This is a genomic window from Pseudoruegeria aquimaris, from assembly GCF_900172235.1.
Taxonomy (GTDB): Bacteria; Pseudomonadota; Alphaproteobacteria; order Rhodobacterales; family Rhodobacteraceae; genus Pseudoruegeria; species Pseudoruegeria aquimaris.
The window spans coordinates 54,584-75,321 of the sequence record NZ_FWFQ01000015.1; the positions used below are offsets into that span (position 1 = coordinate 54,584).

17 protein-coding genes are annotated in these 20,738 nt (G+C 67.9%); 13 read left to right on the top strand and 4 right to left on the bottom strand.

What is annotated here, in order from left to right; translation table 11 throughout:
* Nucleotides 1–72: 72 nt before the first annotated feature.
* A complete protein-coding gene (locus PSA7680_RS11410; protein ID WP_085868846.1) occupies nt 73–531 on the bottom strand; it encodes an Lrp/AsnC family transcriptional regulator in 459 nt (152 codons plus the stop codon).
* Between the two features lie 54 nt (nt 532–585).
* On the opposite strand from PSA7680_RS11410, the gene PSA7680_RS11415 reads away from it, so the two are divergent.
* Nucleotides 586–1,434, top strand: coding sequence for a phenylalanine 4-monooxygenase (locus PSA7680_RS11415; RefSeq protein WP_275936531.1), 849 nt, complete (start codon nt 586–588; stop codon nt 1,432–1,434).
* A gap of 145 nt (nt 1,435–1,579) precedes the next feature.
* Nucleotides 1,580–1,792 (top strand): SlyX family protein, encoded by a 213-nt coding sequence (locus PSA7680_RS11420; RefSeq protein WP_085868848.1) that lies wholly within the window; start codon nt 1,580–1,582, stop codon nt 1,790–1,792.
* Between the two features lie 3 nt (nt 1,793–1,795).
* On the opposite strand, the gene PSA7680_RS11425 is transcribed toward PSA7680_RS11420, so the two are convergent.
* The gene (locus PSA7680_RS11425) at nt 1,796–2,560 is read right to left on the bottom strand and encodes a hypothetical protein (RefSeq protein ID WP_085868849.1); all 765 of its coding nucleotides are present in this window, start codon (nt 2,558–2,560) and stop codon (nt 1,796–1,798) included.
* A 31-nt stretch (nt 2,561–2,591) separates the two neighbouring features.
* Nucleotides 2,592–6,113 (bottom strand): DNA polymerase III subunit alpha, encoded by a 3,522-nt coding sequence (dnaE, locus tag PSA7680_RS11430; protein WP_085868850.1) that lies wholly within the window; start codon nt 6,111–6,113, stop codon nt 2,592–2,594.
* Between the two features lie 295 nt (nt 6,114–6,408).
* Between dnaE and xdhA the strand changes: the two genes are divergently transcribed.
* The 11 genes from xdhA (at nt 6,409) to PSA7680_RS11485 (ending at nt 19,279) form a co-directional block, all read left to right on the top strand.
* Entirely contained in the window at nt 6,409–7,848 is a 1,440-nt protein-coding gene (gene xdhA / locus PSA7680_RS11435; RefSeq protein WP_085868851.1) for a xanthine dehydrogenase small subunit, read from the top strand.
* Nucleotides 7,845–10,142 (top strand): xanthine dehydrogenase molybdopterin binding subunit, encoded by a 2,298-nt coding sequence (gene xdhB / locus PSA7680_RS11440; RefSeq protein WP_085868852.1) that lies wholly within the window; start codon nt 7,845–7,847, stop codon nt 10,140–10,142. The genes xdhA and xdhB overlap by 4 nt, the downstream gene beginning before the upstream one ends.
* 1 nt (nt 10,143) lies before the next feature.
* Entirely contained in the window at nt 10,144–11,079 is a 936-nt protein-coding gene (gene xdhC, locus PSA7680_RS11445) for a xanthine dehydrogenase accessory protein XdhC (protein WP_085868853.1), read from the top strand.
* On the top strand, nt 11,076–12,605 hold the full coding sequence (locus PSA7680_RS11450) for an ABC transporter ATP-binding protein (protein WP_085868854.1): 1,530 nt from the start codon (nt 11,076–11,078) through the stop codon (nt 12,603–12,605). Before xdhC ends, PSA7680_RS11450 begins: the two co-directional genes overlap by 4 nt.
* A 75-nt stretch (nt 12,606–12,680) precedes the next feature.
* Nucleotides 12,681–13,766: an ABC transporter permease gene (locus PSA7680_RS11455; RefSeq protein ID WP_085868855.1), complete on the top strand. Its 1,086-nt coding sequence runs from the start codon at nt 12,681–12,683 to the stop codon at nt 13,764–13,766.
* Entirely contained in the window at nt 13,766–14,698 is a 933-nt protein-coding gene (locus PSA7680_RS11460) for an ABC transporter permease (protein ID WP_085868856.1), read from the top strand. Before PSA7680_RS11455 ends, PSA7680_RS11460 begins: the two co-directional genes overlap by 1 nt.
* Before the next feature lie 71 nt (nt 14,699–14,769).
* Nucleotides 14,770–15,843, top strand: coding sequence for a BMP family ABC transporter substrate-binding protein (locus PSA7680_RS11465; RefSeq protein ID WP_085868857.1), 1,074 nt, complete (start codon nt 14,770–14,772; stop codon nt 15,841–15,843).
* A gap of 195 nt (nt 15,844–16,038) precedes the next feature.
* Nucleotides 16,039–16,560, top strand: a complete 522-nt coding sequence (locus tag PSA7680_RS11470) for a DUF1993 family protein (protein WP_085868858.1) — start codon at nt 16,039–16,041, stop codon at nt 16,558–16,560.
* A gap of 42 nt (nt 16,561–16,602) precedes the next feature.
* Nucleotides 16,603–17,541 (top strand): aldo/keto reductase, encoded by a 939-nt coding sequence (locus tag PSA7680_RS11475; RefSeq protein ID WP_085868859.1) that lies wholly within the window; start codon nt 16,603–16,605, stop codon nt 17,539–17,541.
* A complete protein-coding gene (locus PSA7680_RS11480; protein ID WP_085868860.1) occupies nt 17,538–18,623 on the top strand; it encodes an NAD(P)/FAD-dependent oxidoreductase in 1,086 nt (361 codons plus the stop codon). The genes PSA7680_RS11475 and PSA7680_RS11480 overlap by 4 nt, the downstream gene beginning before the upstream one ends.
* Complete coding sequence (locus PSA7680_RS11485; protein ID WP_085868861.1) at nt 18,623–19,279, top strand: DUF938 domain-containing protein; 657 nt, start codon at nt 18,623–18,625, stop codon at nt 19,277–19,279. The genes PSA7680_RS11480 and PSA7680_RS11485 overlap by 1 nt, the downstream gene beginning before the upstream one ends.
* Before the next feature lie 39 nt (nt 19,280–19,318).
* Here the strand turns inward: PSA7680_RS11485 and PSA7680_RS11490 are convergent, their stop codons facing one another.
* On the bottom strand, nt 19,319–20,644 hold the full coding sequence (locus PSA7680_RS11490; RefSeq protein WP_085868862.1) for a calcium-binding protein: 1,326 nt from the start codon (nt 20,642–20,644) through the stop codon (nt 19,319–19,321).
* Between the last annotated feature and the right edge of the window lie 94 nt (nt 20,645–20,738).

Sequence of the window (20,738 nt, forward strand, 5' to 3'; positions counted from 1 at the left end):
TACAGAAGGCGTGCGCAGGGGGCAAGGGAAGGGTTGCGCAAGGCCGCGGACGGGGGCCCGGCGCCCCGCCCGTCAGATCGGAAGCTGCGTGGTGTATTTGAGTTCGCGCAGGCCGAAACTGGAGTGCACCGCCCCCACGTGACGATTGCGCAGCAGGGTGTGGGTCATGAAGCGCTCATAGGCCTCCACGTCGCGCACCCGGATCTTCAGGATGTAGTCCGATGCGCCCGAGACGGCGTGGCACTCCATGATCTCGGGATGCGCCGAGACCACCGCGGCGAACTCCGAGACCGCCTGCTCGGAATGATCCCTGAGCGAGACATTGGCGAAGACGACGAGCTTGAGGTGCAGTTTCGCCGGATCCAGAAGCGCCACCCTGCCCTTCACGAGGCCGGCGGCCTCCAGATCGTTCAAACGCCGCCAGAGCGTGGACTGCGGGATCCGGCAGCGCTCGGACAGCTCTGCCAGCGAGGCCGACGAGTCGCGCTGCACTTCCCGGAGAATGCGGATATCCTGATCTGAAAATTCCATTTTATAAGCATATTCGGAACATTCATTTCCGCAAAGCCCTTCTTGCGCGCCCCATTGAAAGCCGCCTTTCCGCGCCTTGGCCCATACTGGAGCCGGAGCAGGAGAAAGGGAGGCGCCACCATGGCCACGTCAGCAGGTTACGAAAGCAAACAGCCCGACGCGAACGGGCTCTACCCCTACAGCCCCGAGGAAGACGCCGTCTGGGGCGAGCTGTTCACCCGGCAGATCGCCGCGCTTCAGGGCAAGGTCGTGCCGGACTACCTCGCCGGTGTGCACACGCTCGGGCTGGGGCCTGCGCGGGTGCCGCAGATCCGCGAGATCGATGCGCGGCTCAGGGCTGCCACGGGCGCGGGCGTCGAAGGCGTTCCCGCGATCATCCCGCCGAAGCAGTTCTTCGGGCTGCTTTCGAAGCGCAAGTTCCCGGTGGCCACCTTCCTGCGCCGCCGCGAGCACATGGACTACATCGAGGAGCCGGATCTCTTCCACGAGGTCTTCGGCCATTGCCCCCTGCTGACCAACCCGGACTACGCCGATTTCATCGAAGGCTTCGGCCGGAAGGCGCTCAGCCTCGGCAAGGGCTACTCGTGGCACCTGTTCCGGCTGTTCTGGTTCACGGTCGAATTCGGCATGATCCGCACGCCGCAGGGCCTGCGCGCCTATGGCGCCGGGATCGTCTCCTCGCCGTCGGAACTGGCCCATGCCACGGGCGGGCAGGCGCGGATGCAGCCCTTCGAGCTCGAAACGGTGCTGCGCACGCCCTACCGGATCGACATCGTGCAGCCCGTCTATTTCGTGATCGAGGATTTCGCGCAGCTGGCCGCGCTGCTGGAGGTGGATTTCGGCGCCGCCATCGACGCGGCCAAGGCCAAAGGCGATTTCGCACCGCTGTTCGAAGCGGCATAGGCACCCCGTGCCACGAGCGATGAGCACCTGCCCCCGTGATGAAAGCACACCTTCGGTGTGACGGCAGGGCAGGCGCACGCCCGTTTCTGGCGAAACAGGCCAAGTAGCGCTTCCCCACCCCGCCCAGCCATGCTAGCGCAGCGCCATGGACCAAGAAGACCGCATCACCCACCTTGAAGAACTGATCGCCCACCTCACCCGCACGGTCGAGGATCTGTCGGACGTGATCGCCCGCCAGGACCAGGACATCACGCGCCTGAAGAACCGGGTGCAGCTGCTGGTGGAACGCGAAGCCCAGCGCGAAGCCGACGAGGGCAGTTCCATCCCGCTCGCCGATCAGCGCCCGCCCCACTGGTAACCGTCAACGGCGCTCGTAGTCCTGCGCCACGACCTTGCCGTCGTGGATGAGGATCTCCGTGTGGCTGGCGCCACCGAAGCGCTCGTAGACGGTGATGAAGGCGGTGGTCTTTTCCATCCGCTTCGCACCATTGCCTTCGCAGGGCTTGCCCCTGCCCTTGCCGCAGACGCTGCGCTTGATCTGCTCGTATGCGGTGTCCGTCTGCGAGTAGGGAATGGATTTCACCAGCGGATCGTAGCGCAGGGTTTCATGGGTGAGCGGCGCGCCCAGCATGGCCAAGCCGGCGGTGAACTGCCGCGCGCAGCCGTCCTTGAAGCCGGTCACGCTGTGAAGCCGGGGCGCCGTGGAGCCCGGCGCGCTGTCATAGAGCCTGAAGCCGCGGCCTGTCTCGGGGAAGCGATCCACTTCCTTGCCCAGCGCCTTGCCGCGCACCCCGCAGACCTTGCGCATCTCGCCGAAGGCCAGCGGCCCTATTGGAGCAGCACCCTCCGTGGCCTCCGCGGCAACGCCGAATTCCTCGAGCCGACGGGTGGCCGGCGTTTCCGGGTCCGCGTCAGCCGCCGCCGTGCCGCCCCCAAACAACCCGGCAAACAGACCCTGCGGCGAAGCGGGTTCGCCTTCCAGCATCGCCGTGGTGGGGGCATCCTCGGGGATATCGACATCGGAGAGCCGCGCGATTTCCACCGCCTCTGCACCCTCTTCGGGGGCAGGCTCCGGGGCTTCGGTCCGCATGCAGGCCGACAGCGACAGCAGAAGGCCTGCCATCATGGTTAACCGCAACGTGGTTAATCGAGTCTCGCTAAATTTCCTCAACCGTCAGAACCCCCCCAAGGCTCTTGATCGCGCCCTTGATCTGAGGGTTCACGGGATAGAGGCGTTCCAACGATATTTCAACCTCGCCGGGGAGATCGGGGTGAATCAGGCAGAAATTCACCGGTCCGCGGCTGCGGGCCTTCTTGTCCTGCGCGGCCGTTTCCAGAAGGTTTGCCACCGTCGGGATCGCCTCGGCATCTTCGAGGAAGATCTTCAGACCGGCGCTGCCGGCATCGGCCACCACGCTGTCGATCGGCTGCACGGCGCGCGCCAGCAGCTTCAGCTGATCGCTTTCCACCGTGGCCTCCACCGTCACCACCACTTTGGAGCCGGCTTCCAGATACTCGCGGCTGGCCTCCAGCGTATCGGAGAAGATCGTGACCTCGTAGGCCCCCGTGGGGTCGGACAGCTGGGCGAAGGCGAACCGGTTGCCCTTGGCCGACTTGCGCTCCTGCCGCCCGGCCACCGCACCCGAGAGCCGCGCGATCATCGCGCCGCCCTTCTTCGTCTGCTCTTCCAACTCGGAAAGGGTCAGCACCTTCTTGCGCTTGAGCGCGGGCATGTAATCGTCCAGCGGGTGGCCCGACAGGTAGAAGCCGATCGCCTTGAATTCCTCGGTGAGCCGTTCGGCGGGCAGCCAGTCCGGCGTGGCCGCCAGCCGCGGCTCGGGCAGATCCTCGCCCGCCTCGCCGAAAAGGGACACCTGGTTCGAAGCGCGCTGTTCGTGGATGGCGGCGGAATAGGCCACCAGCGCCTCCAGCGACTCGAACACCCGCTTGCGGTTGCCGTCGAGCACGTCGAAGGCGCCGGCCCGCGCCAGCATCTCCAGCGGCCGTTTGCCCACGCGCTTCAGATCCACCCGGCGGGCCAGATCGAACAGGGTGGCGAAGGGCTTGTCGCCCCGCCCGTTGACGATCATCTGCATCGCCTCGCTGCCGACGTTCTTGAGCGCGGCCAACCCGTAGACGAGCTTGCCGTCTTCCACGCTGAAGCTGGCAAGCGAGCGGTTGACGCAGGGCGGCACGATCTCGAGCCCGAGCCCCTCGCGGTCCTTCGGCTTGCGCACCTCCTCGGCATAGATCGCCAGCTTGTCGGTGAGGTGGATATCGCAGTTCATCACCCCGGCCATGAATTCCACCGGGTGGTTGGCCTTCAGCCAGGCCGTGTAATAGGAAACCACGGCATAGGCGGCCGCGTGGGATTTGTTGAAGCCGTAGTTGGCGAATTTCTCCAGCAGGTCAAAGACTTCGCTGGCCTTCTTCTTGTCCACCCCGTTCGCGGCCGCGCCCTTTTCGAACTTCGGACGCTCCGCATCCATCGCCTCCTTGATCTTCTTGCCCATGGCTCGGCGCAGAAGGTCGGCGCCGCCGAGGCTGTAGCCGGCCATGACCTGCGCGATCTGCATCACCTGCTCCTGGTAGACGATGATGCCCTGGGTCTCCTCAAGGATGTGATCGATCAGCGGGTGGACGGATTCGATCTCCCGCTGGCCGTTCTTCACCTCGCAGTAGGTGGGGATGTTCTCCATCGGGCCGGGGCGGTAGAGCGCCACCAGCGCCACGATGTCCTCGATGCAGGTGGGCTTCATGCGCTTGAGCGCATCCATCATGCCCGAGCTTTCCACCTGGAACACCGCCACGGTACGCGCCTCGGCGTAGAGCTTGTAGGTCTTCTCGTCGTCCAGCGGGATGGCGTTGATCTGGTTCTCCGCGCCCTCCGCGGGCTCGTAGAGCTGGGTGCCATCGGCGGCGATGTGGATCGGGCGGCCCGATTTCAGGATCTGCTCGATGGCGTTCTGCACCACGGTCAGCGTCTTCAGGCCGAGGAAGTCGAACTTCACGAGCCCCGCCTGCTCCACCCATTTCATGTTGAACTGGGTCGCCGGCATGTCGGAGCGCGGATCCTGGTAGAGCGGCACCAGCGCGTCCAGCGGGCGATCGCCGATCACCACGCCGGCGGCGTGGGTCGAGGCGTTGCGCAGCAGCCCCTCCACCTGCTGGCCGTATTTCAGCAGGCGATCCACCACCTCCTCGTTGCGCGCCTCTTCCCGCAGGCGCGGCTCGTCGATCAGCGCCTGCGCTATCGACACGGGCTTCACCCCCTCCACCGGGATCAGCTTGGACAGCCGGTCCACCTGGCCGTAGGGCATCTGCAGCACGCGCCCCACGTCGCGCACCGCGGCCTTGGAGAGCAGCGCGCCGAAGGTGATGATCTGGCCCACCTTGTCGCGGCCGTACTTCTCCTGCACGTAGCGGATCACCTCCTCGCGGCGATCCATGCAAAAGTCGATGTCGAAGTCCGGCATCGAGACCCGCTCCGGGTTCAGGAAGCGTTCGAACAGCAGCGAGTAGCGCAGCGGATCGAGGTCGGTGATGGTGAGCGCGTAGGCCACCAGGCTGCCCGCGCCCGAGCCCCGGCCCGGCCCCACCGGAATGTCGTGATCCTTGGCCCACTGGATGAAGTCGGCCACGATCAGGAAGTAGCCGGGGAAGCCCATGCTCTCGATGATGTCGAGTTCGAAATCCAGCCGCTTCTGGTATTCCTCCACGCTGGCGGCATGGGGGATCACCTTGAGACGGGCCTGCAGCCCCTCGTTGGCCTGGCGCCGCAGCTCGGCCACCTCGTCGTCGGCGAACTTCGGCAGGATCGGATCGCGCCGGTAGGCCATGAAGGCGCAGCGGCGGGCGATTTCCACCGTGTTCTCAAGCGCTTCCGGCAGATCGGCGAAAAGCGCCGCCATCTCCTGCGGGCTCTTGAAATAATGCTGCGGCGTGAGGCGGCGGCGCGGCTCCTGCTGATCCACATAGGCGCCTTCCTTGATGCAGATCAGCGCGTCATGCGCCTCGTACATCTCCGGCTTCGGGAAGTAGACGTCATTGGTCGCCACCAGCGGCAGATCCATGCCGTAGGCCATCTCGACGAAGCCCCGTTCGGTGGCGCGCTCGGCCTCGGTGCACTGCCCCCCCTCGCCGGGATGGCGCTGCAACTCCACGTAGAGCCGCCCGTCGTAGATCTCGGCCAGCCGCCGCATCAGCGCTTCGGCCTTGGGCCGCTGGCCCGCCTGCAACAGCTTGCCCACCGCGCCCTCGGGCCCGCCCGACAGGCAGATCAGCCCCTCGCCGTGGGCTGCCAGCTCCTCCACCGTGACCTGCGGCAGCTCGCCCCCGGCATCGACGTAGAGGCAGGAAGACAGCTTCATCAGGTTCTCGTAGCCGCGTTCGCTCTGCGCCAGCAGCACCACCGGCGCCGGCGGCCGCGGCTTCTCGCCGGGCGCGGGCGGATCATAGGTCACGTCCACCTGGCAGCCGACGATCGGCTGGATGCCCTTGCCGGAAGCCGTCACCGAGAACTCCAGCGCCGCGAACATGGCGTTGGTGTCGGTGATCGCCACCGCCGGCATCCCGGCCGCGGCGCAGAGATCGGGCAGCTTCTTCACCGGCACGGCGCCTTCGAGAAGCGAGTATTCGGTGTGGACACGCAGGTGGATGAAAGAGGGAGTCGTCGTCATGGCGCCGAAGCTAGCGCAAGCCGGCGGCACGCGAAACGGCTTTCGCCGGCTGCGACGCCGGGGCGCGCGCCCCCGGCGGCGCGCGGGCTTGCGAAAATCCCCGCCAACGCCCAATATTTCCGCGCCGCGCAAAGGTTAATCACTTTCGCCGAAACGGAGATAGTTCCCGGCTTGCCAGAGCCCCCGCCCGGCGCTTTGATATGTCAGCCTGCGCGCGCCGCATGGCTCCCCGGCAGGGCTTTACGCCGCATCGGGCCCGCGGGGAAACGGATCACAGACAGCGGCGGTAGGCTCCATGACTGCCATTAGCTTTCTCCTGAACGGCGAAAAAATCGCCCTGCCGGACGCCCCCCCGACGCTGACGCTGCTGGACTGGCTGCGCGAGCACCGCGGCCTGACCGGCACCAAGGAGGGCTGCAACGAGGGCGACTGCGGCGCCTGCACCGTGATCCTGACCGGCGAAACCGGCGCGCCCGCCGCCATCAACGCCTGCATCACCTTCCTGCCCCAGGTCCACGGCAAGGCGCTGCGCACCGTGGAAGGGCTCGCGGGCGAGAGCGGCGCGCTGCACCCGGTGCAGGACGCCATGGTGGCCTGCCACGGCAGCCAATGCGGCTTCTGCACGCCGGGAATCGTCGCCTCCCTCGCCGCGGCCCAGGCCACCGGGGATGCTGCCCATGACGACGTGCTCGCCGGCAACCTCTGCCGCTGCACCGGCTACGCCCCGATCATCCGCGCCGCGCAACGCGCCGAGGTCGATACCCGCTGGGCCGAGGCCGATGCCGCCGCCCTGGCCGACTTTGTTCCGCAAATATCCGCGGGGGGTGCGGGGGGCAGCCAGCCCCACGCGTCGTCCGGTGGTGCGGGGGGCAGCCAGCCCCACGCCTTCCTGCCGGCATCCGCCGATGAACTGGCCGCGTGGTTTGAAGCCCACCCCGAAGCCACGCTGGTGGCTGGGGCCACCGATGTGGGTCTCTGGGTCACCAAGCAGCTGCGCGATCTGGGCGACGTCGCCTTTCTCGACAACTGCCGCGATCTGCAACGGATCGAGGAAGATGCCGACGGCCTGCGGATCGGGGCCGGCGTGACACTTACCGCCCTGCGCTCGGCCATCGCGCCGCGCCATCCGCATTTCGCCGAGATGCTGCGCCGCTTCGCCTCCACCCAGGTGCGCAACCGCGCCACCATCGGCGGCAACATCGCCAATGGCTCCCCCATCGGCGATGCGCCTCCCGCCCTGATCGCGCTCGGGGCCACCCTGCACCTGCGCAAGGGCGAGGCCCGCCGCAGCCTGCCGCTGGAAGCCTTCTTCCTCGAATACGGCAAGCAGGATCGCGCCCCCGGCGAGTTCGTGGAAGCCCTCACGATCCCCGCCCAGCCCGACCGGCTGAAATGCTACAAGCTTTCCAAGCGCTTCGACCAGGACATCTCGGCCGTCTGCGGCTGCTTCAACCTGCGCCTCGAGGCCGGCACCGTCGCTCAGGCGCGCATCGCCTTCGGCGGCATGGCCGGCACCCCGAAACGCGCCAGCCACGTCGAGGCTGCCCTCACCGGGCAACCCTGGAGCCTGGAAACCGTGCAGGCCGCCCTGCCCGCCTTCGCCGCGGACTACACCCCGCTGAGCGACATGCGCGCCTCCGCCGCCTACCGCCTTGCAACGGCGCAGAACATGCTCTTGCGCTATTTCCACGAGGACAACGGCGTGGCCACCAACGTTCTGGAGATCTCCGCATGAGCGTCGCCAAACCCCTGCCCCATGACGCCGCCGCACTGCATGTCACCGGCACCGCCCGCTACGTGGACGACATCCCCACCCCGCGCGGCACGCTGCATCTCGCCTTCGGCCTCTCGACCGTCGCCCACGGCACGATCACCGGGCTGGATCTCGCGCAGGTCCGGGCGGCGCCGGGCGTCGTCGCGGTGCTCACCGCCGAGGATCTGCCCTTCGCCAACGACGTGTCTCCGTCCGTGCATGACGAGCCCCTGCTGGCCACCGGCAGCGTGCACTACCTCGGCCAGCCGATCTTCCTCGTGGTGGCCGAAAGCCATCTGCAGGCACGCAAGGCCGCGCGGTTGGGAAAAGTCAGCTATGACGAAAAGCCCGCCATCCTGACGGTGGAAGCGGCGATGGCAGCCGACAGCCGCTTCGAGGACGGCCCGCGCATCTACACCAAGGGTGACGTGGAGGCCGCGCTCGCCACCGCCCCGCGCCGCGTTTCGGGGCGGATCGAGATCGGCGGCCAGGAACATTTCTACCTCGAAGGCCAGGCCGCGCTGGCGCTGCCGCAGGAAGGCGGCGACATGCTGGTGCATTCCTCCACCCAGCACCCTACCGAGATCCAGCACAAGGTGGCCGAGGCGCTCGGCATCCCGATGCATGGCGTGCGGGTGGAAACCCGGCGCATGGGGGGCGGTTTCGGCGGCAAGGAAAGCCAGGGCAACGCGCTCGCGGTGGCCTGCGCCGTGGCCGCGCGCCTCACCGGGGCGCCCTGCAAGATGCGCTACGACCGCGACGACGACATGGTGATCACCGGCAAGCGCCATGATTTCCGCATCGACTACACGGCCGGCTTCGACGAATCGGGCCGCCTTCTGGCGGTGGATTTCACCCATTACACGCGCTGCGGCTGGGCGCAGGATCTTTCGCTGCCCGTCGCCGACCGCGCCATGCTGCACGCCGACAACGCCTACCTGCTGCCGGCGGCGCGCATCACCTCGCACCGGCTGAAGACGAACACCCAGTCCGCCACCGCCTTCCGCGGCTTCGGCGGGCCGCAGGGCATTCTCGGCATCGAACGGGTGATGGATCACGTCGCCGCCGAGCTGGGGCTCGATCCTCTCGCTGTGCGGCAGGCCAATTTCTACGCCAGCGCGAAGGCGCACGGCGGCCAGACCACGCCCTACGGGCAGGTGGTGGAGGATTCGGTGATCCGCGAGCTGGTGGCCGATCTCGCCGCACGGTCGGACTACGAAGCCCGCCGCGCCGAGATCGCGGCCTGGAACGCCCGCAGCCCGATCCTGAAACGCGGCATCGCGCTCACACCGGTGAAATTCGGCATCAGCTTCACGCTGACCCACCTCAACCAGGCCGGCGCGCTGGTGCATGTCTACCAGGACGGCTCCATCCACATGAACCACGGCGGCACCGAGATGGGGCAAGGGCTGTTCCTCAAGGTCGCGCAGGTGGCCGCGAGCCGCTTCGGCGTGCCCGTCGAGAAGGTGAAGATCACCGCCACCGACACCGGCAAGGTGCCCAACACCTCGGCCACGGCCGCCTCTTCCGGCTCCGATCTGAACGGCATGGCCGTGAAGGCCGCCTGCGACACCATCCGCGACCGGATGGCGAAATTCCTCGCCGAGCGGCACCAGACGCTGCCCGATGCGGTGCGCTTCGAAGGCGGCGAGGTCATCGTCGGCCACGAGCGCTACAGCTTCGAGGCGGTGGCGAAGCTGGCCTACGAGAACCGGGTGAGCCTCTCGGCCACCGGCTTCTACAAGACGCCGAAGATCGAGTGGGACCGCATCAAGGGCGCCGGCCGCCCCTTCTTCTACTTCGCCTACGGCGCCGCCGTGTCCGAGGTGGTGATCGACACGCTCACCGGCGAGAACCGCATCCTGCGCACCGACATCCTGCACGATGCCGGGGCCTCGCTGAACCCCGCGCTCGACATCGGGCAGGTGGAAGGCGGCTTCGTGCAGGGGGCGGGCTGGCTCACCACGGAGGAACTGGTGTGGGACGACAGGGGCGCCCTGCGCACCCATGCACCCTCCACCTACAAGATCCCCGCCTGCTCCGACCGGCCGCGCATCTTCAACGTCGCGCTCTTCGAGGGCGAGAACCCGGAGGAAACGATCTACCGCTCCAAGGCCGTCGGCGAGCCGCCCTTCAACCTCGGCATCTCGGTGCTGATGGCGCTGTCGGACGCGGTGGCGGCCTGCGGCGACGGCAGCCGCTACGTGGCGCTGGATGCCCCGGCCACGCCGGAGCGCATCCTCATGGCGGTGCGCCGCCAGCAGGGTCTCGGCTGAGATGTTCGACCGCGCCGCCCTTGCCGATCACGTCGCGCGCCACGGCCGCGTCGCACGCGTCGTGGTGGCGAAGGCGGAGGGCTCGGCCCCGCGCGAAGCCGGCGCGGCGATGTTCGTGTGGGAGGGCGGCCAGAGCGGCACCATCGGCGGCGGCACGCTGGAATACGAAGCCGCGGCGCGCGCCCGGGCGCGGCTCGGCGAGCCCGGCGCGCGCTGGCTGCGCCACGAGCCCCTCGGCCCCGCGCTCGGCCAGTGCTGCGGCGGTGCGGTAACGCTGGCCTACGAGATCTTCGACGCCGAAACCCTGCCCGACGAAAGCGCCTGCCACCTGCGCGGCTTTGGCTCCGGCCTCTGCCCGGAAAGCCTCACCCGCCTCGTCCAGCGCCATGCGGCGGAAGGGAACCCGATTCCCGTCACGCTTTCGGGCCGGTGGCTTGCCGAGCCCATGGGCCGCGCGGCCCTGCCCGTCTGGATCTACGGCGGCGGCCACGTGGGCCGCGCCATCGCCGCGGTGCTCGCGCCCCTGCCCGATTTCGCCCCCACGCTGGTGGACATCAGCGCCGAACGCCTCCCCGATCCGCTGCCCGAAGGAGTCGACAGCCTGATCGCCGCGCAGCCGGCCCGCCTCGTCGCCCACGCCCCGGCGGGCGCGCAGCACCTCGTGCTGACCCACAGCCACGCGCTGGACCTGGAGCTGTGCCACGCGCTGCTCTCGGCCCGCGCCGCCCGCATCGGCCTGATCGGCTCGAAGACGAAATGGGCGCGCTTCCGCAAACGCCTCGCCGCGCTCGGCCACGCGCCCGCCGCCATCGCCCGCATCGAATGCCCCATCGGCGATCCCGCCCTCGGCAAACACCCACAAGCGATTGCGGTTTCCGTGGCCGCCGCGCTATTGAAACGCCAGACAGCAGAAAACGCCGCGAAGGACGTTGCATGACCACAGGGACAGACCACCACCTGATCGAGATCGACGGGCTCACCAAGGCCTATCCGGGCGTCGTGGCCAACGACGATGTCTCCTTCCGCATCAAGCCCGGCGAGGTGCATGCGCTTCTCGGCGAGAACGGCGCCGGCAAATCAACCCTGGTCAAGATGATCTACGGGCTGGTGAAACCCGACAGTGGCACCATGCGCCTGAACGGCGCGCCCTTCGCCCCCGCCGAGCCCCGCGCCGCGCGCGCCTCCGGCGTCGCCATGGTGTTCCAGCATTTCTCGCTGTTCGAAGCGCTCACCGTGGCCGAGAACGTGGCGCTCGGCATGGAGGATCCGCCGGGCCAGCGCGAACTGGCCCACCGCATCCGCGAGGTGAGCGAAACCTACGGCCTGCCGCTGGATCCGGACCGGCTCGTGGGCGATCTCTCCGCCGGCGAACGCCAGCGGGTGGAGATCATCCGCTGCCTGCTGCAGGATCCGCGCCTGCTGATCATGGACGAGCCCACCAGCGTGCTCACCCCGCAGGAAGTGGACATCCTGTTCGAAACGCTCCGCAAGCTCTCCTCCGAGGGCACCGCGATCCTCTACATCTCCCACAAGCTCGAAGAAATCCGCGCGCTCTGTGACAGCGCCACCATCCTGCGGCTCGGCAAGGTGGTGGGCGAATGCACCCCGCGCGAGGTCTCGGCCCGCGACATGGCAGAGATGATGGTGGGCACCACCCTGCATGTGCCCACCCGCGAAGCCGGCAAAGGCGGCGAGGTGCTGCTGAAGGTCTCAGGCCTCTCGGTCGCCTCCACCACCCCCTTCGGCACCACGCTCAAGAACGTCCATTTCGAAGTGCGCGCCGGCGAGGTGCTCGGCATCGGCGGCGTCGCCGGAAACGGGCAGGACGAACTGCTCGCCGCGCTCTCGGGCGAAACGCTCGCGCCGCCGGACGCCGTGAGCCTGCGCGGACGGCCCATCGGCCAGCTCGGCCCCAACGCGCGCCGCCGCATCGGCGTGCTCGCCGCCCCCGAAGAACGCCTCGGCCACGCCGCCGCGCCCGACATGAGCCTGACGGAAAACGCCCTGCTCACCGGTGTCATCCGCGAAGAGCTCGCCACCGGCGGCTTCGTGAACTGGCCGAAGACGCGCAGTTTCGCCGAACGCATCATCGCCGCCTTCGACGTGCGCACCCCGGGCCCCGACAACGCCGCCCGCGCGCTCTCCGGCGGCAACCTGCAGAAGTTCGTGATCGGCCGGGAGATCCTGCAGAAGCCCGATGTCCTGGTGGTGAACCAGCCCACCTGGGGCGTCGATGCCTCCGCCGCCGCCGCCATCCGCCAGGCGCTTCTGGATCTCGCCGCAGAGGGCGCGGCCATCGTCGTCATCAGCCAGGATCTGGACGAGCTTATGGAGATCTCCGACCGCTTCGCCGCGCTCAACGAAGGCCGCCTCACCGCCCCCCGCCCCGCCAAGGGGCTCACCGTGGACGAGATCGGCCTGATGATGGGCGGCGCCCACGACATGGAGGCCGCCCATGCGTGAGCGCGCCCCCCTCACTTTGTTCCGGAAATATCCCCGCCGGAGGCATGAAACCCTTACCCGATCGGAGGCCACCCTGTGATCCGGCTCGAAAAACGCCCCAGCCCCTCGAAGGCCTGGACCTACGCCACCCCGCTGCTCGCGGTGCTGCTAACGATGATCGCGGGCGGCATCCTCTTCGCCATCCTCGGCAAGGATCCGTTTGAGTCGATCCGCACGATCTTCTGGGATCCGCTCTTCAACGCGCAATTCGCCAGCTACTCCCGCCCGCAGCTTCTGGTGAAGGCCGGGCCGCTGATCCTGATCGCCATCGGGCTTTCGCTGGGCTTTCGGGCCGGGATCTGGAACATCGGGGCGGAAGGCCAGTACATCATCGGGGCCATCTGCGGCGCGGCGCTGGGGCTTGCCCTCTACCCTACCGAAAGCCGGCTGATCTTCCCGGCCATGGTGCTGGCCGGGGCGCTCGGCGGCTGGGCCTGGGCAATGATCCCCGCGATCCTGAAAACCCATTTCCGCACCAATGAGATCCTCGTCTCGCTGCTGCTGGTCTACGTCGCCGAACAGCTTCTGGCCTCCATGGCGCTGGGGCTTCTGCGCAACCCCGAGGGCGGCGGTTTCCCGGGAAGCCGCAACTTCCGCGACTACCCGGCCGCCGCCAACCCCGAGCTTTTCGAGGGCACCGGCATGCACTGGGGCGTGGTGGCCGCCCTGATCGCGGTGATCTTCGCCTACGTGCTGCTGAGCCGCCATATGCTGGGCTTCCAGATCCGGGTGACGGGCCAGAGCCCCCGCGCGGCCCGCTTCTCCGGGGTCTCGCCCACCCGCCTCATTCTCGTCTGCATGGGGATCTCGGGTGCGCTCGCGGGGATGGCCGGGCTCTTCGAGGTCACCGGCCCCGCCGGCCAGATCAGCATCGATTTCAACGTGGGCTACGGCTTCACCGCGATCATCGTCGCCTTCCTCGGGCGGCTGCACCCCATCGGCATCCTGCTGGCAGGGCTCCTCATGGCGCTCACCTACATCGGCGGCGAACTGGCCCAGCTCATGCTCGGCCTGCCCGCCGCCGCCATCCAGCTCTTCCAGGGCATGCTGCTCTTTTTCCTGCTCGCGGTGGATGTTCTGACGAACTTCCGCATCCGCCTTGCCAAGAGGGAGGCCGCGTAATGGACCTGTCCGCCATCAACCCGCTCGTGCTGCTCGCCTCGCTCATGGTCGCGGCCACGCCGATCCTGCTCGCCGCGATCGGCGAACTGGTCGTCGAGAAGGCCGGGGTGCTGAACCTTGGCGTCGAAGGCATGATGATCACCGGCGCGATCTGCGGTTTCGCCATCGCGGTGGAGACCGGAAGCCCCTTCCTCGGCTTCATCTGTGCCGCCATCGGCGCCGCGCTCCTGTCGCTGATCTTCGCCTTCCTCACGCAGTTCCTGCTGTCCAACCAGGTCGCCACGGGCCTCGCGCTGACACTCTTCGGCCTCGGCCTCTCCTCGCTGCTGGGGCAGTCCTACGTCGGCATCAAGCCGCCGGCGACCGACAAGCTTCACCTGCCGGTGCTTTCGGATCTGCCGGTGCTCGGGCCGGTGCTGTTTTCCCATGATCTCATGGTCTACGTGAGCCTCGCCATCGTCGCCGGGGTCTGGGCGCTGCTGAAATACACCCGCCTCGGCCTCGTGCTGCGCGCGGTGGGCGAGAACCACGACGCCGCCCATGCGCTCGGCTACAAGGTGATCCGCATCCGCATCGCCGCCATCGCTTTCGGCGGCGCCTGCGCCGGGCTCGGCGGGGCCTACCTGAGCCTCGTGCGCGTGCCGCAGTGGACGGAGGGCATGACCGCCGGCGCCGGCTGGATCGCGCTGGCCATCGTGGTCTTTGCCAGCTGGAAGCCCTGGCGCGTCCTGCTGGGTGCCTATCTTTTCGGCGGCGTCACCGTGCTGCAGCTGAATCTGCAGGCTGCGGGGATGGCGATCCCGGTCGAATACTTGTCCATGAGCCCGTATCTGATAACGATCCTCGTGCTCGTGATCATGTCCTCGGGCAAGGGGCGTGCGGCGCTGAATGCACCGGCGGCGCTTGGCCGTGTCTTCCACGCGTCCTCTTAACCGGATACACAGTCGGATATGCGATCTGCTCGCCAAGATACGAAAAAAGACTCAACAAGGAGAGACCACCCATGAAACTCACCCACCTGCTTGCCGGGGCTGCCATGGCGATCGGCCTGGCCAGCACCGCCGTGGCCCAGGACAAGGTCAAGGCCGGCTTCATCTACGTCGGGCCCGTCGGCGACGGCGGCTGGACCTACGAACACGATCAGGGCCGCAAGGCCGTTGAGGAAGCGCTTGGCGACAAGGTCGAGACGATCTACCAGGAAAGCGTGCCCGAAGGCGCCGACGCAGAACGCGCGATCACCCAGATGGCGCTGTCCGGCGCCGACATCATCTTCACCACCTCCTTCGGCTACATGGATCCCACCATCGCCGTGGCCGAGAAGTTCCCGGACGTGAAGTTCGAGCACGCCACCGGCTACAAGCGCGCCGACAACGTGTCCGTCTACTCCGCCCGCTTCTACGAGGGCCGCGCCATCCAGGGCCATATCGCCGGCAAGATGACGAAGACGAACAAGATCGGCTACATCGCCTCCTTCCCGATCCCGGAAGTGATCCGCGGCATCAACTCCGCCTACATCCACGCCAAGAAGGTGAACCCGGACGTCGAGTTCTCCATCATCTGGGCCTACACCTGGTTTGACCCGGCCAAGGAAGCCGACGCCGCCACCGCCCTGATCGAACAGGGCGCGGACGTGATCCTGCAGCACACCGACTCCACCGCGCCCCAGGCCGCGGCCGAGAAGGCGGGCAACGTGATCACCTTCGGCCAGGCCTCCGACATGGCCGAATACGCCCCGCTGCCGCGCGTTTCCTCGATCATCGACAACTGGGGCCCCTACTACGTGTCCCGCGTGCAGGCGGTGCTCGACGGCACCTGGGAAAGCACCGACACCTGGGACGGCATCGGCGCCGGCATGGTGGGCATCGGTGAGATCTCCGACGCCGTTCCGGCCGACGTGAAAGCCGAGGCACTCGCCATGAAAGAGGCCATCGCATCGGGCGAATACCACCCGTTCACCGGCCCGCTGAACAAGCAGGACGGCACCCCGTGGCTCGCCGAGGGCGAAGTGGCCGACGACGGCACCCTGCTGGGCATGAACTTCTACGTGGAAGGCATCAACGCCGAGATCCCGAACTGATCGGATCGACACGACAGACAGAAGGGCGCGGCTTCGGCTGCGCCCTTTTTCATTTTTGGAGACGTCTTTGGCAATAGGGCAGCCCCCGCCCGTGGTGGGGGCAAAGCCCCCGCCTTTGGGGCGGGCGGGGGCTGCCCGGCGTGCCGGGCAAAGGCGCGGCTTGTCCACCGCGCCCTCACTTTCTAGGCTCTGCACATGTCAGCCGATCTCCATGCCGCTTCCGTCCCCGTCTACGCCCGCTACATCGCCCGCATCCCGGCCCTTTTGGCCCGTGACGGCGCGCCGGAAGCGCTTTCTACCCGCCTCGTGCCCGGCATGCTTTCTGCCGGCGAGAACCTGCACACGGCCCAGGGCTACGTGCCCCGCGCGCTGGAGCCGCTCACCGGCACCCAGGCGCCCGCCCTGCCCGAGGGGCCCCATGACGCCCCCACGCTCCTGCGACGCAGCGCCCTTCTGTCCGATTGGCTTGCCGGCATCACCGCGCAGCATTTCACGGATGCAGCCCGCTCCCACGTGACGCACCGCGCCGGCGAGGCCGATCTCACGCAAGGCAGCGAAACCTTCCTGCTGCACTACGCCCTGCCCAATTTCTTCTTCCATCTCGTGGCCGGATACAGCGGCCTGCGCGCGGCCGGGGTGGCGCTCTCCAAGGGCGATTTCGACGGCTTCCACAGCTACCCTTCCGGCTTCGCCTTCCCCGGCACGGACCGGCGCTGAAGCCCCTTCCAAAACGGCAGGCGCCGTGCCACCAATAGCGCCATGACAGCCCATTCTCTCACACCGCCAGACGGCTCCGCCCTCTCCCCGCTCTGCTTCGGCGCCATGCAGTTCGGAAGCGCCGCCGACGCGAAAGCCTCCGAAGAGATGTTCGAGGCCTGCCGCGCGAAGGGCGTGAATTTCTTCGACACCGCCCACGGTTACACCGAGGGTCGCTCCGAAACCCTGCTCGGCCGGTTCGCCGCCAAGGAGCGCGACCGCCTGCTGATCGCCAGCAAGATCGGCTACACGGGCGGCTGCGATCGCGCAACGCTGCTTGCGCAGTTCGACGTGAGCCGAAAGCGGCTCGGCCTGGATACGGTCGACCTGCTCTACCTGCACCGCTTCGATGCCGGCACCCCGCTGGAGGAAACCTTCGAGGTCATGGCCGGGCTGCAGGCCGAGGGCAGGATCCGCTACATCGGCGTGTCCAACTACGCGGCCTGGCAGGTGATGAAGGCGCAGGGAATCGCCGCGCGCCTCGGCACCCGGATCGACATCATCCAGCCGATGTACAACCTCGTGAAGCGGCAGGCGGAAGTGGAGCTTCTGCCGATGTGCGCAAGCGAATCCATCGCCTGCGCGCCCTATTCGCCGCTGGGCGGCGGGCTGCTGACGGGCAAATACGCCAGCGGCGGCAGCGGCCGCCTGACCGTGGACGAGCGCTACAGCGAACGCTACGCGCCGAAGTGGATGCACGAGGCCGCCGCCGGGCTCGCGGCGCTTGCGGCCGAAAGCGGCCATTCACCCATCACGCTTGCCATCGCCTGGTGCGCCCGGCACCCCGGCGTGACGGCCCCGATCATCTCGGCACGCTCCGCCGAACAGCTGGCGCCCTCCCTTGCGGCGGCGGAGTTCCACCTCGACGACGCCCTCCATGCCGCGCTCAGCGCGCTCACCCCCGCGCCGCCCCCGGCCACCGACAGACTGGAGGAAGCATGACCGACATCATCGTCATCGGCGGTGGGATCGCCGGGATCTCCGCCGCGGCACGGCTCTCCCACCTCGGCACCGTGACGCTGCTGGAGCGCGAATCCGCCTTCGGCTACCACGCCTCGGGGCGCTCCGCGGCGATGTTCGAGGAGACATACGGCCTGCCCAGCACCATCGCGCTCAACCGCGCCAGCCGCGCCTATCACGCCGAGGCCAACGGCGGGGTCCTCTCGCCGCGCGGCCTGATGCTGGTGGCGCGCGAGGGCGAGGAAGCCGCCTTCGAGGCCGACCGCACCAAGATGGAGATGGAGGCCCTGAGCCCCGAACAGGCGGCCGAGATCTTCCCGATCCTCGATCTCTCGGTGGTGACGCGGGCCGGATACCGGGCCGACGCATGGGACATCGACACCGATCTGCTGATGCAGAACTTCCTGAAGGAGCTGCGCGCCAACGGCGGGCAGGCGCTCACGGGCTGTGCCGTGGCCTCGGTCGCGAAAACGGGCGCGGGCTGGCAGGTGGTGACGCAGGATGAACGCACGTTCACGGCCCCTCTCCTCGTCAATGCAGCCGGAGCGTGGGCCGACGAAATCGCCGCGCTCGCCGGGGTCGCGCCGCTGGGCCTGACAGCCTACCGGCGCTCGATGGCGCGGATCCCCGCCCCCGGCGGCAAGGACCCGCGCGCCTGGCCCATGCTCTTCGGCCCCGGCGAAAGCTGGTATGCCAAGCCCGACGCCGGCGCGCTGCTCGTCTCCCCCGCGGAAGAAGAGCCCAGCGCCCCGATGGATACCTGGGCCGACGACATGACGCTTGCCGAGGGGCTGGCGCGCTACGAGGCCTATGTTTCGGAGCCCGTGACCCGGCTCCTTGCCAACTGGGCCGGTCTGCGCACCTTCGCGCCGGACCGTCAGCTTGTGATCGGTGAGGCCATCGACGCGCCCGGCTTCTACTGGTGCGCCGGGCAAGGCGGCTACGGCTTCCAGTCCGCCCCGGCCTACAGTGCGCTGCTCGCAGACCTGGTGGCCGGGCGGACGCCGGACATCGGGCAGCAACTGGCCGAGGCGCTCTCGCCGCGCCGGTTCGGCGCCGCCTGATGGCCTGGTGGCCCCGGCTGCGGCCCGATGACCGCAATCTGCGCCCCCACGAGGCCCCCGGCCAATGCATCGCGCCCGCCGCCAGCCGCAACGCGGCGGGCATTCTCGCGGTTCTGTCCGATCACCTGCCCGAAAGTGGCCGCGCGCTGGAACTCGCCAGCGGCACCGGGCAGCATGTCACCGCCTGCGCCGCGCAGCATCCGGGCATCACCTGGCAGCCGAGCGAGATCGACGAAAGCCGGCTGGAGTCCGTCCGCCAGTGGGTGGATGCCTCCGAGCAGGCCAATCTGCTGGCCCCGCTCCGGCTCGATGCCACCCGCGCGCCCTATCCGGGGGCGCCCTACGACGTGATCCTGCTCGTGAACCTCTTCCACCTGGTCAGCGAAGAGGAGTGCTGGGCCATTCTCACGAACAGCGCCGCCGCGCTCGCCGATGGCGGGCTGCTCTGTTTCTATGGCCCTTTCCTGCGCGACGGGCGCTTTGCCAGCGCGGGCGACAGGGCCTTCCACGCCCATCTTCAGGGCATCGATCCGGGCGTCGGCTACAAGGATGTCCGCGACCTGCGCAACTGGCTCGCCTCGCGCGGCTTCACCGTCAAGGAATGCCGCGACATGCCCGCCAACAACCTGATGTGGGTATGCCGGAAGGCCGGCTGACGCCCGCCTTCGCGCGCTGTCAAAATGTAAGGCGCAGCATCAGGTAAATACGAAATCGATGTCGGCCGGCGCCGTTCCGGCCAGCCCCTGCAGGAGCACGCTGCCCCCACCGGCCACCGTGATGAGCAGATCTGCGCCCTGATCGGCGAAGCTCAGGCCACTCGCGCCGCCGGCAATTCCGTCCATCTTGATCTCGTCCACGCCGATCTCGAAATCGGTGATCACGTCGGCCCCCTCATTGGCGCGGAACAGGAACCTGTCGGCCCCGGCGCCGCCTCTCAATGTGTCATTGCCAGTGCCGCCGGCGAGGATGTCGTCGTCGGCACCACCGTTGAGGGTGTCGTCGCCATTGTTGCCGTAGAGAAGGTCGTTGCCCTCGCGGCCAAGCAACTCGTCCTTGCCGGCGTGGCCGGACAGCGTATCGCGCCCCTTGCCGCCATCGAGCAGATCATCGCCCTTGTTGCCGATCAACTCGTCGTCCCAGTCACCGCCGTAAAGTTCGTCGTGACCATCGCCTCCGGAGAGGAAATCCTTGCCGCGGCCACCAAAGAGAGTGTCGTTGCCTTCGGCGCCGTAGAGTTCGTCGTCCCAATCCCCCCCCGACAGGCGATCGTTGCCTTCGCCGCCGTTGAGCGTGTCTTTCCCGCGGTCGCCGAACAGGGTGTCATCGCCGGTGCCGCCAAAGAGTTGGTCATCCCACGCGCCGCCACGCACGGTGTCGTTTCCTGCATTGCCGCGGACGACATCCTTGCCGTTGCCGCCCTGGAGGCTGTCATTGCCTTCTCCGCCCCAGAGGAAATCGAAACCGTTGCCACCGTCGATCGTGTCATCGCCGGTGCCGCCCCAGATCCGGTCGCCCCTACCCTCGCCGAAGGCCGTGTCGTTGCCATCGCCCAGGAAGATGCGGTCGAAACCGTCGCCGGCGCGGATGACATTGTCCGCGGCGAGGTTGATCGGAATGCCGTCGCCGGACACCGTGCTCTGGAGCAGAACGTCATTCGCCGCGCCGAGATCGAGTTCCCACGGAAGCGCCAGTAGGTAGCCCTCGATCGCGCCCGCGTTGCCGCCGGCTTCCTCGGCGAGAAGGTCGGCCCAGTCCTCGATGTCGAGCGTCAACCCGGAGATCTCGAACTGCGACTGCCCGCCGCTTTCCACGCTGATCGCCGAGATCACGCCGGCCGTCAGGGCGCCGCCGCTGGCCGTCAGCCCGCTACCCTGAAGCGTGATCGCAAACCCGCCGGCCTGCAGTTGTACTTCGGTCGGGGTCACCGAGCCGAGCGCCGGGGTGCCGGCAAGCACATCGAAAACGGTGAGAATGGAGGAAATCGACAGCGTGGACGCTGCATCGAAACGCACGAGGGGCATGGGGCAACCCTTTCAAACTGATCATCTGCACAAAGGGCGCCACGAGGTGTGCCCACCTCGTTAACTTAATTTAATTTTTCCTTAACTTCTTGGA

Coding starts and splice junctions, on each gene's coding strand:
- PSA7680_RS11485 (WP_085868861.1), top strand. CDS start 18,623: ATGGCCTGGTGGCCCCGGCTGCGGCCCGATGACCGCAATCTGCGCCCC.
- xdhB (WP_085868852.1), top strand. CDS start 7,845: ATGAGCGTCGCCAAACCCCTGCCCCATGACGCCGCCGCACTGCATGTC.
- PSA7680_RS11490 (WP_085868862.1), bottom strand. CDS start 20,644: ATGCCCCTCGTGCGTTTCGATGCAGCGTCCACGCTGTCGATTTCCTCC.
- dnaE (WP_085868850.1), bottom strand. CDS start 6,113: ATGACGACGACTCCCTCTTTCATCCACCTGCGTGTCCACACCGAATAC.
- PSA7680_RS11470 (WP_085868858.1), top strand. CDS start 16,039: ATGTCAGCCGATCTCCATGCCGCTTCCGTCCCCGTCTACGCCCGCTAC.
- PSA7680_RS11475 (WP_085868859.1), top strand. CDS start 16,603: ATGACAGCCCATTCTCTCACACCGCCAGACGGCTCCGCCCTCTCCCCG.
- PSA7680_RS11465 (WP_085868857.1), top strand. CDS start 14,770: ATGAAACTCACCCACCTGCTTGCCGGGGCTGCCATGGCGATCGGCCTG.
- xdhC (WP_085868853.1), top strand. CDS start 10,144: ATGTTCGACCGCGCCGCCCTTGCCGATCACGTCGCGCGCCACGGCCGC.
- xdhA (WP_085868851.1), top strand. CDS start 6,409: ATGACTGCCATTAGCTTTCTCCTGAACGGCGAAAAAATCGCCCTGCCG.
- PSA7680_RS11460 (WP_085868856.1), top strand. CDS start 13,766: ATGGACCTGTCCGCCATCAACCCGCTCGTGCTGCTCGCCTCGCTCATG.
- PSA7680_RS11425 (WP_085868849.1), bottom strand. CDS start 2,560: ATGATGGCAGGCCTTCTGCTGTCGCTGTCGGCCTGCATGCGGACCGAA.
- PSA7680_RS11410 (WP_085868846.1), bottom strand. CDS start 531: ATGGAATTTTCAGATCAGGATATCCGCATTCTCCGGGAAGTGCAGCGC.
- PSA7680_RS11480 (WP_085868860.1), top strand. CDS start 17,538: ATGACCGACATCATCGTCATCGGCGGTGGGATCGCCGGGATCTCCGCC.
- PSA7680_RS11420 (WP_085868848.1), top strand. CDS start 1,580: ATGGACCAAGAAGACCGCATCACCCACCTTGAAGAACTGATCGCCCAC.
- PSA7680_RS11450 (WP_085868854.1), top strand. CDS start 11,076: ATGACCACAGGGACAGACCACCACCTGATCGAGATCGACGGGCTCACC.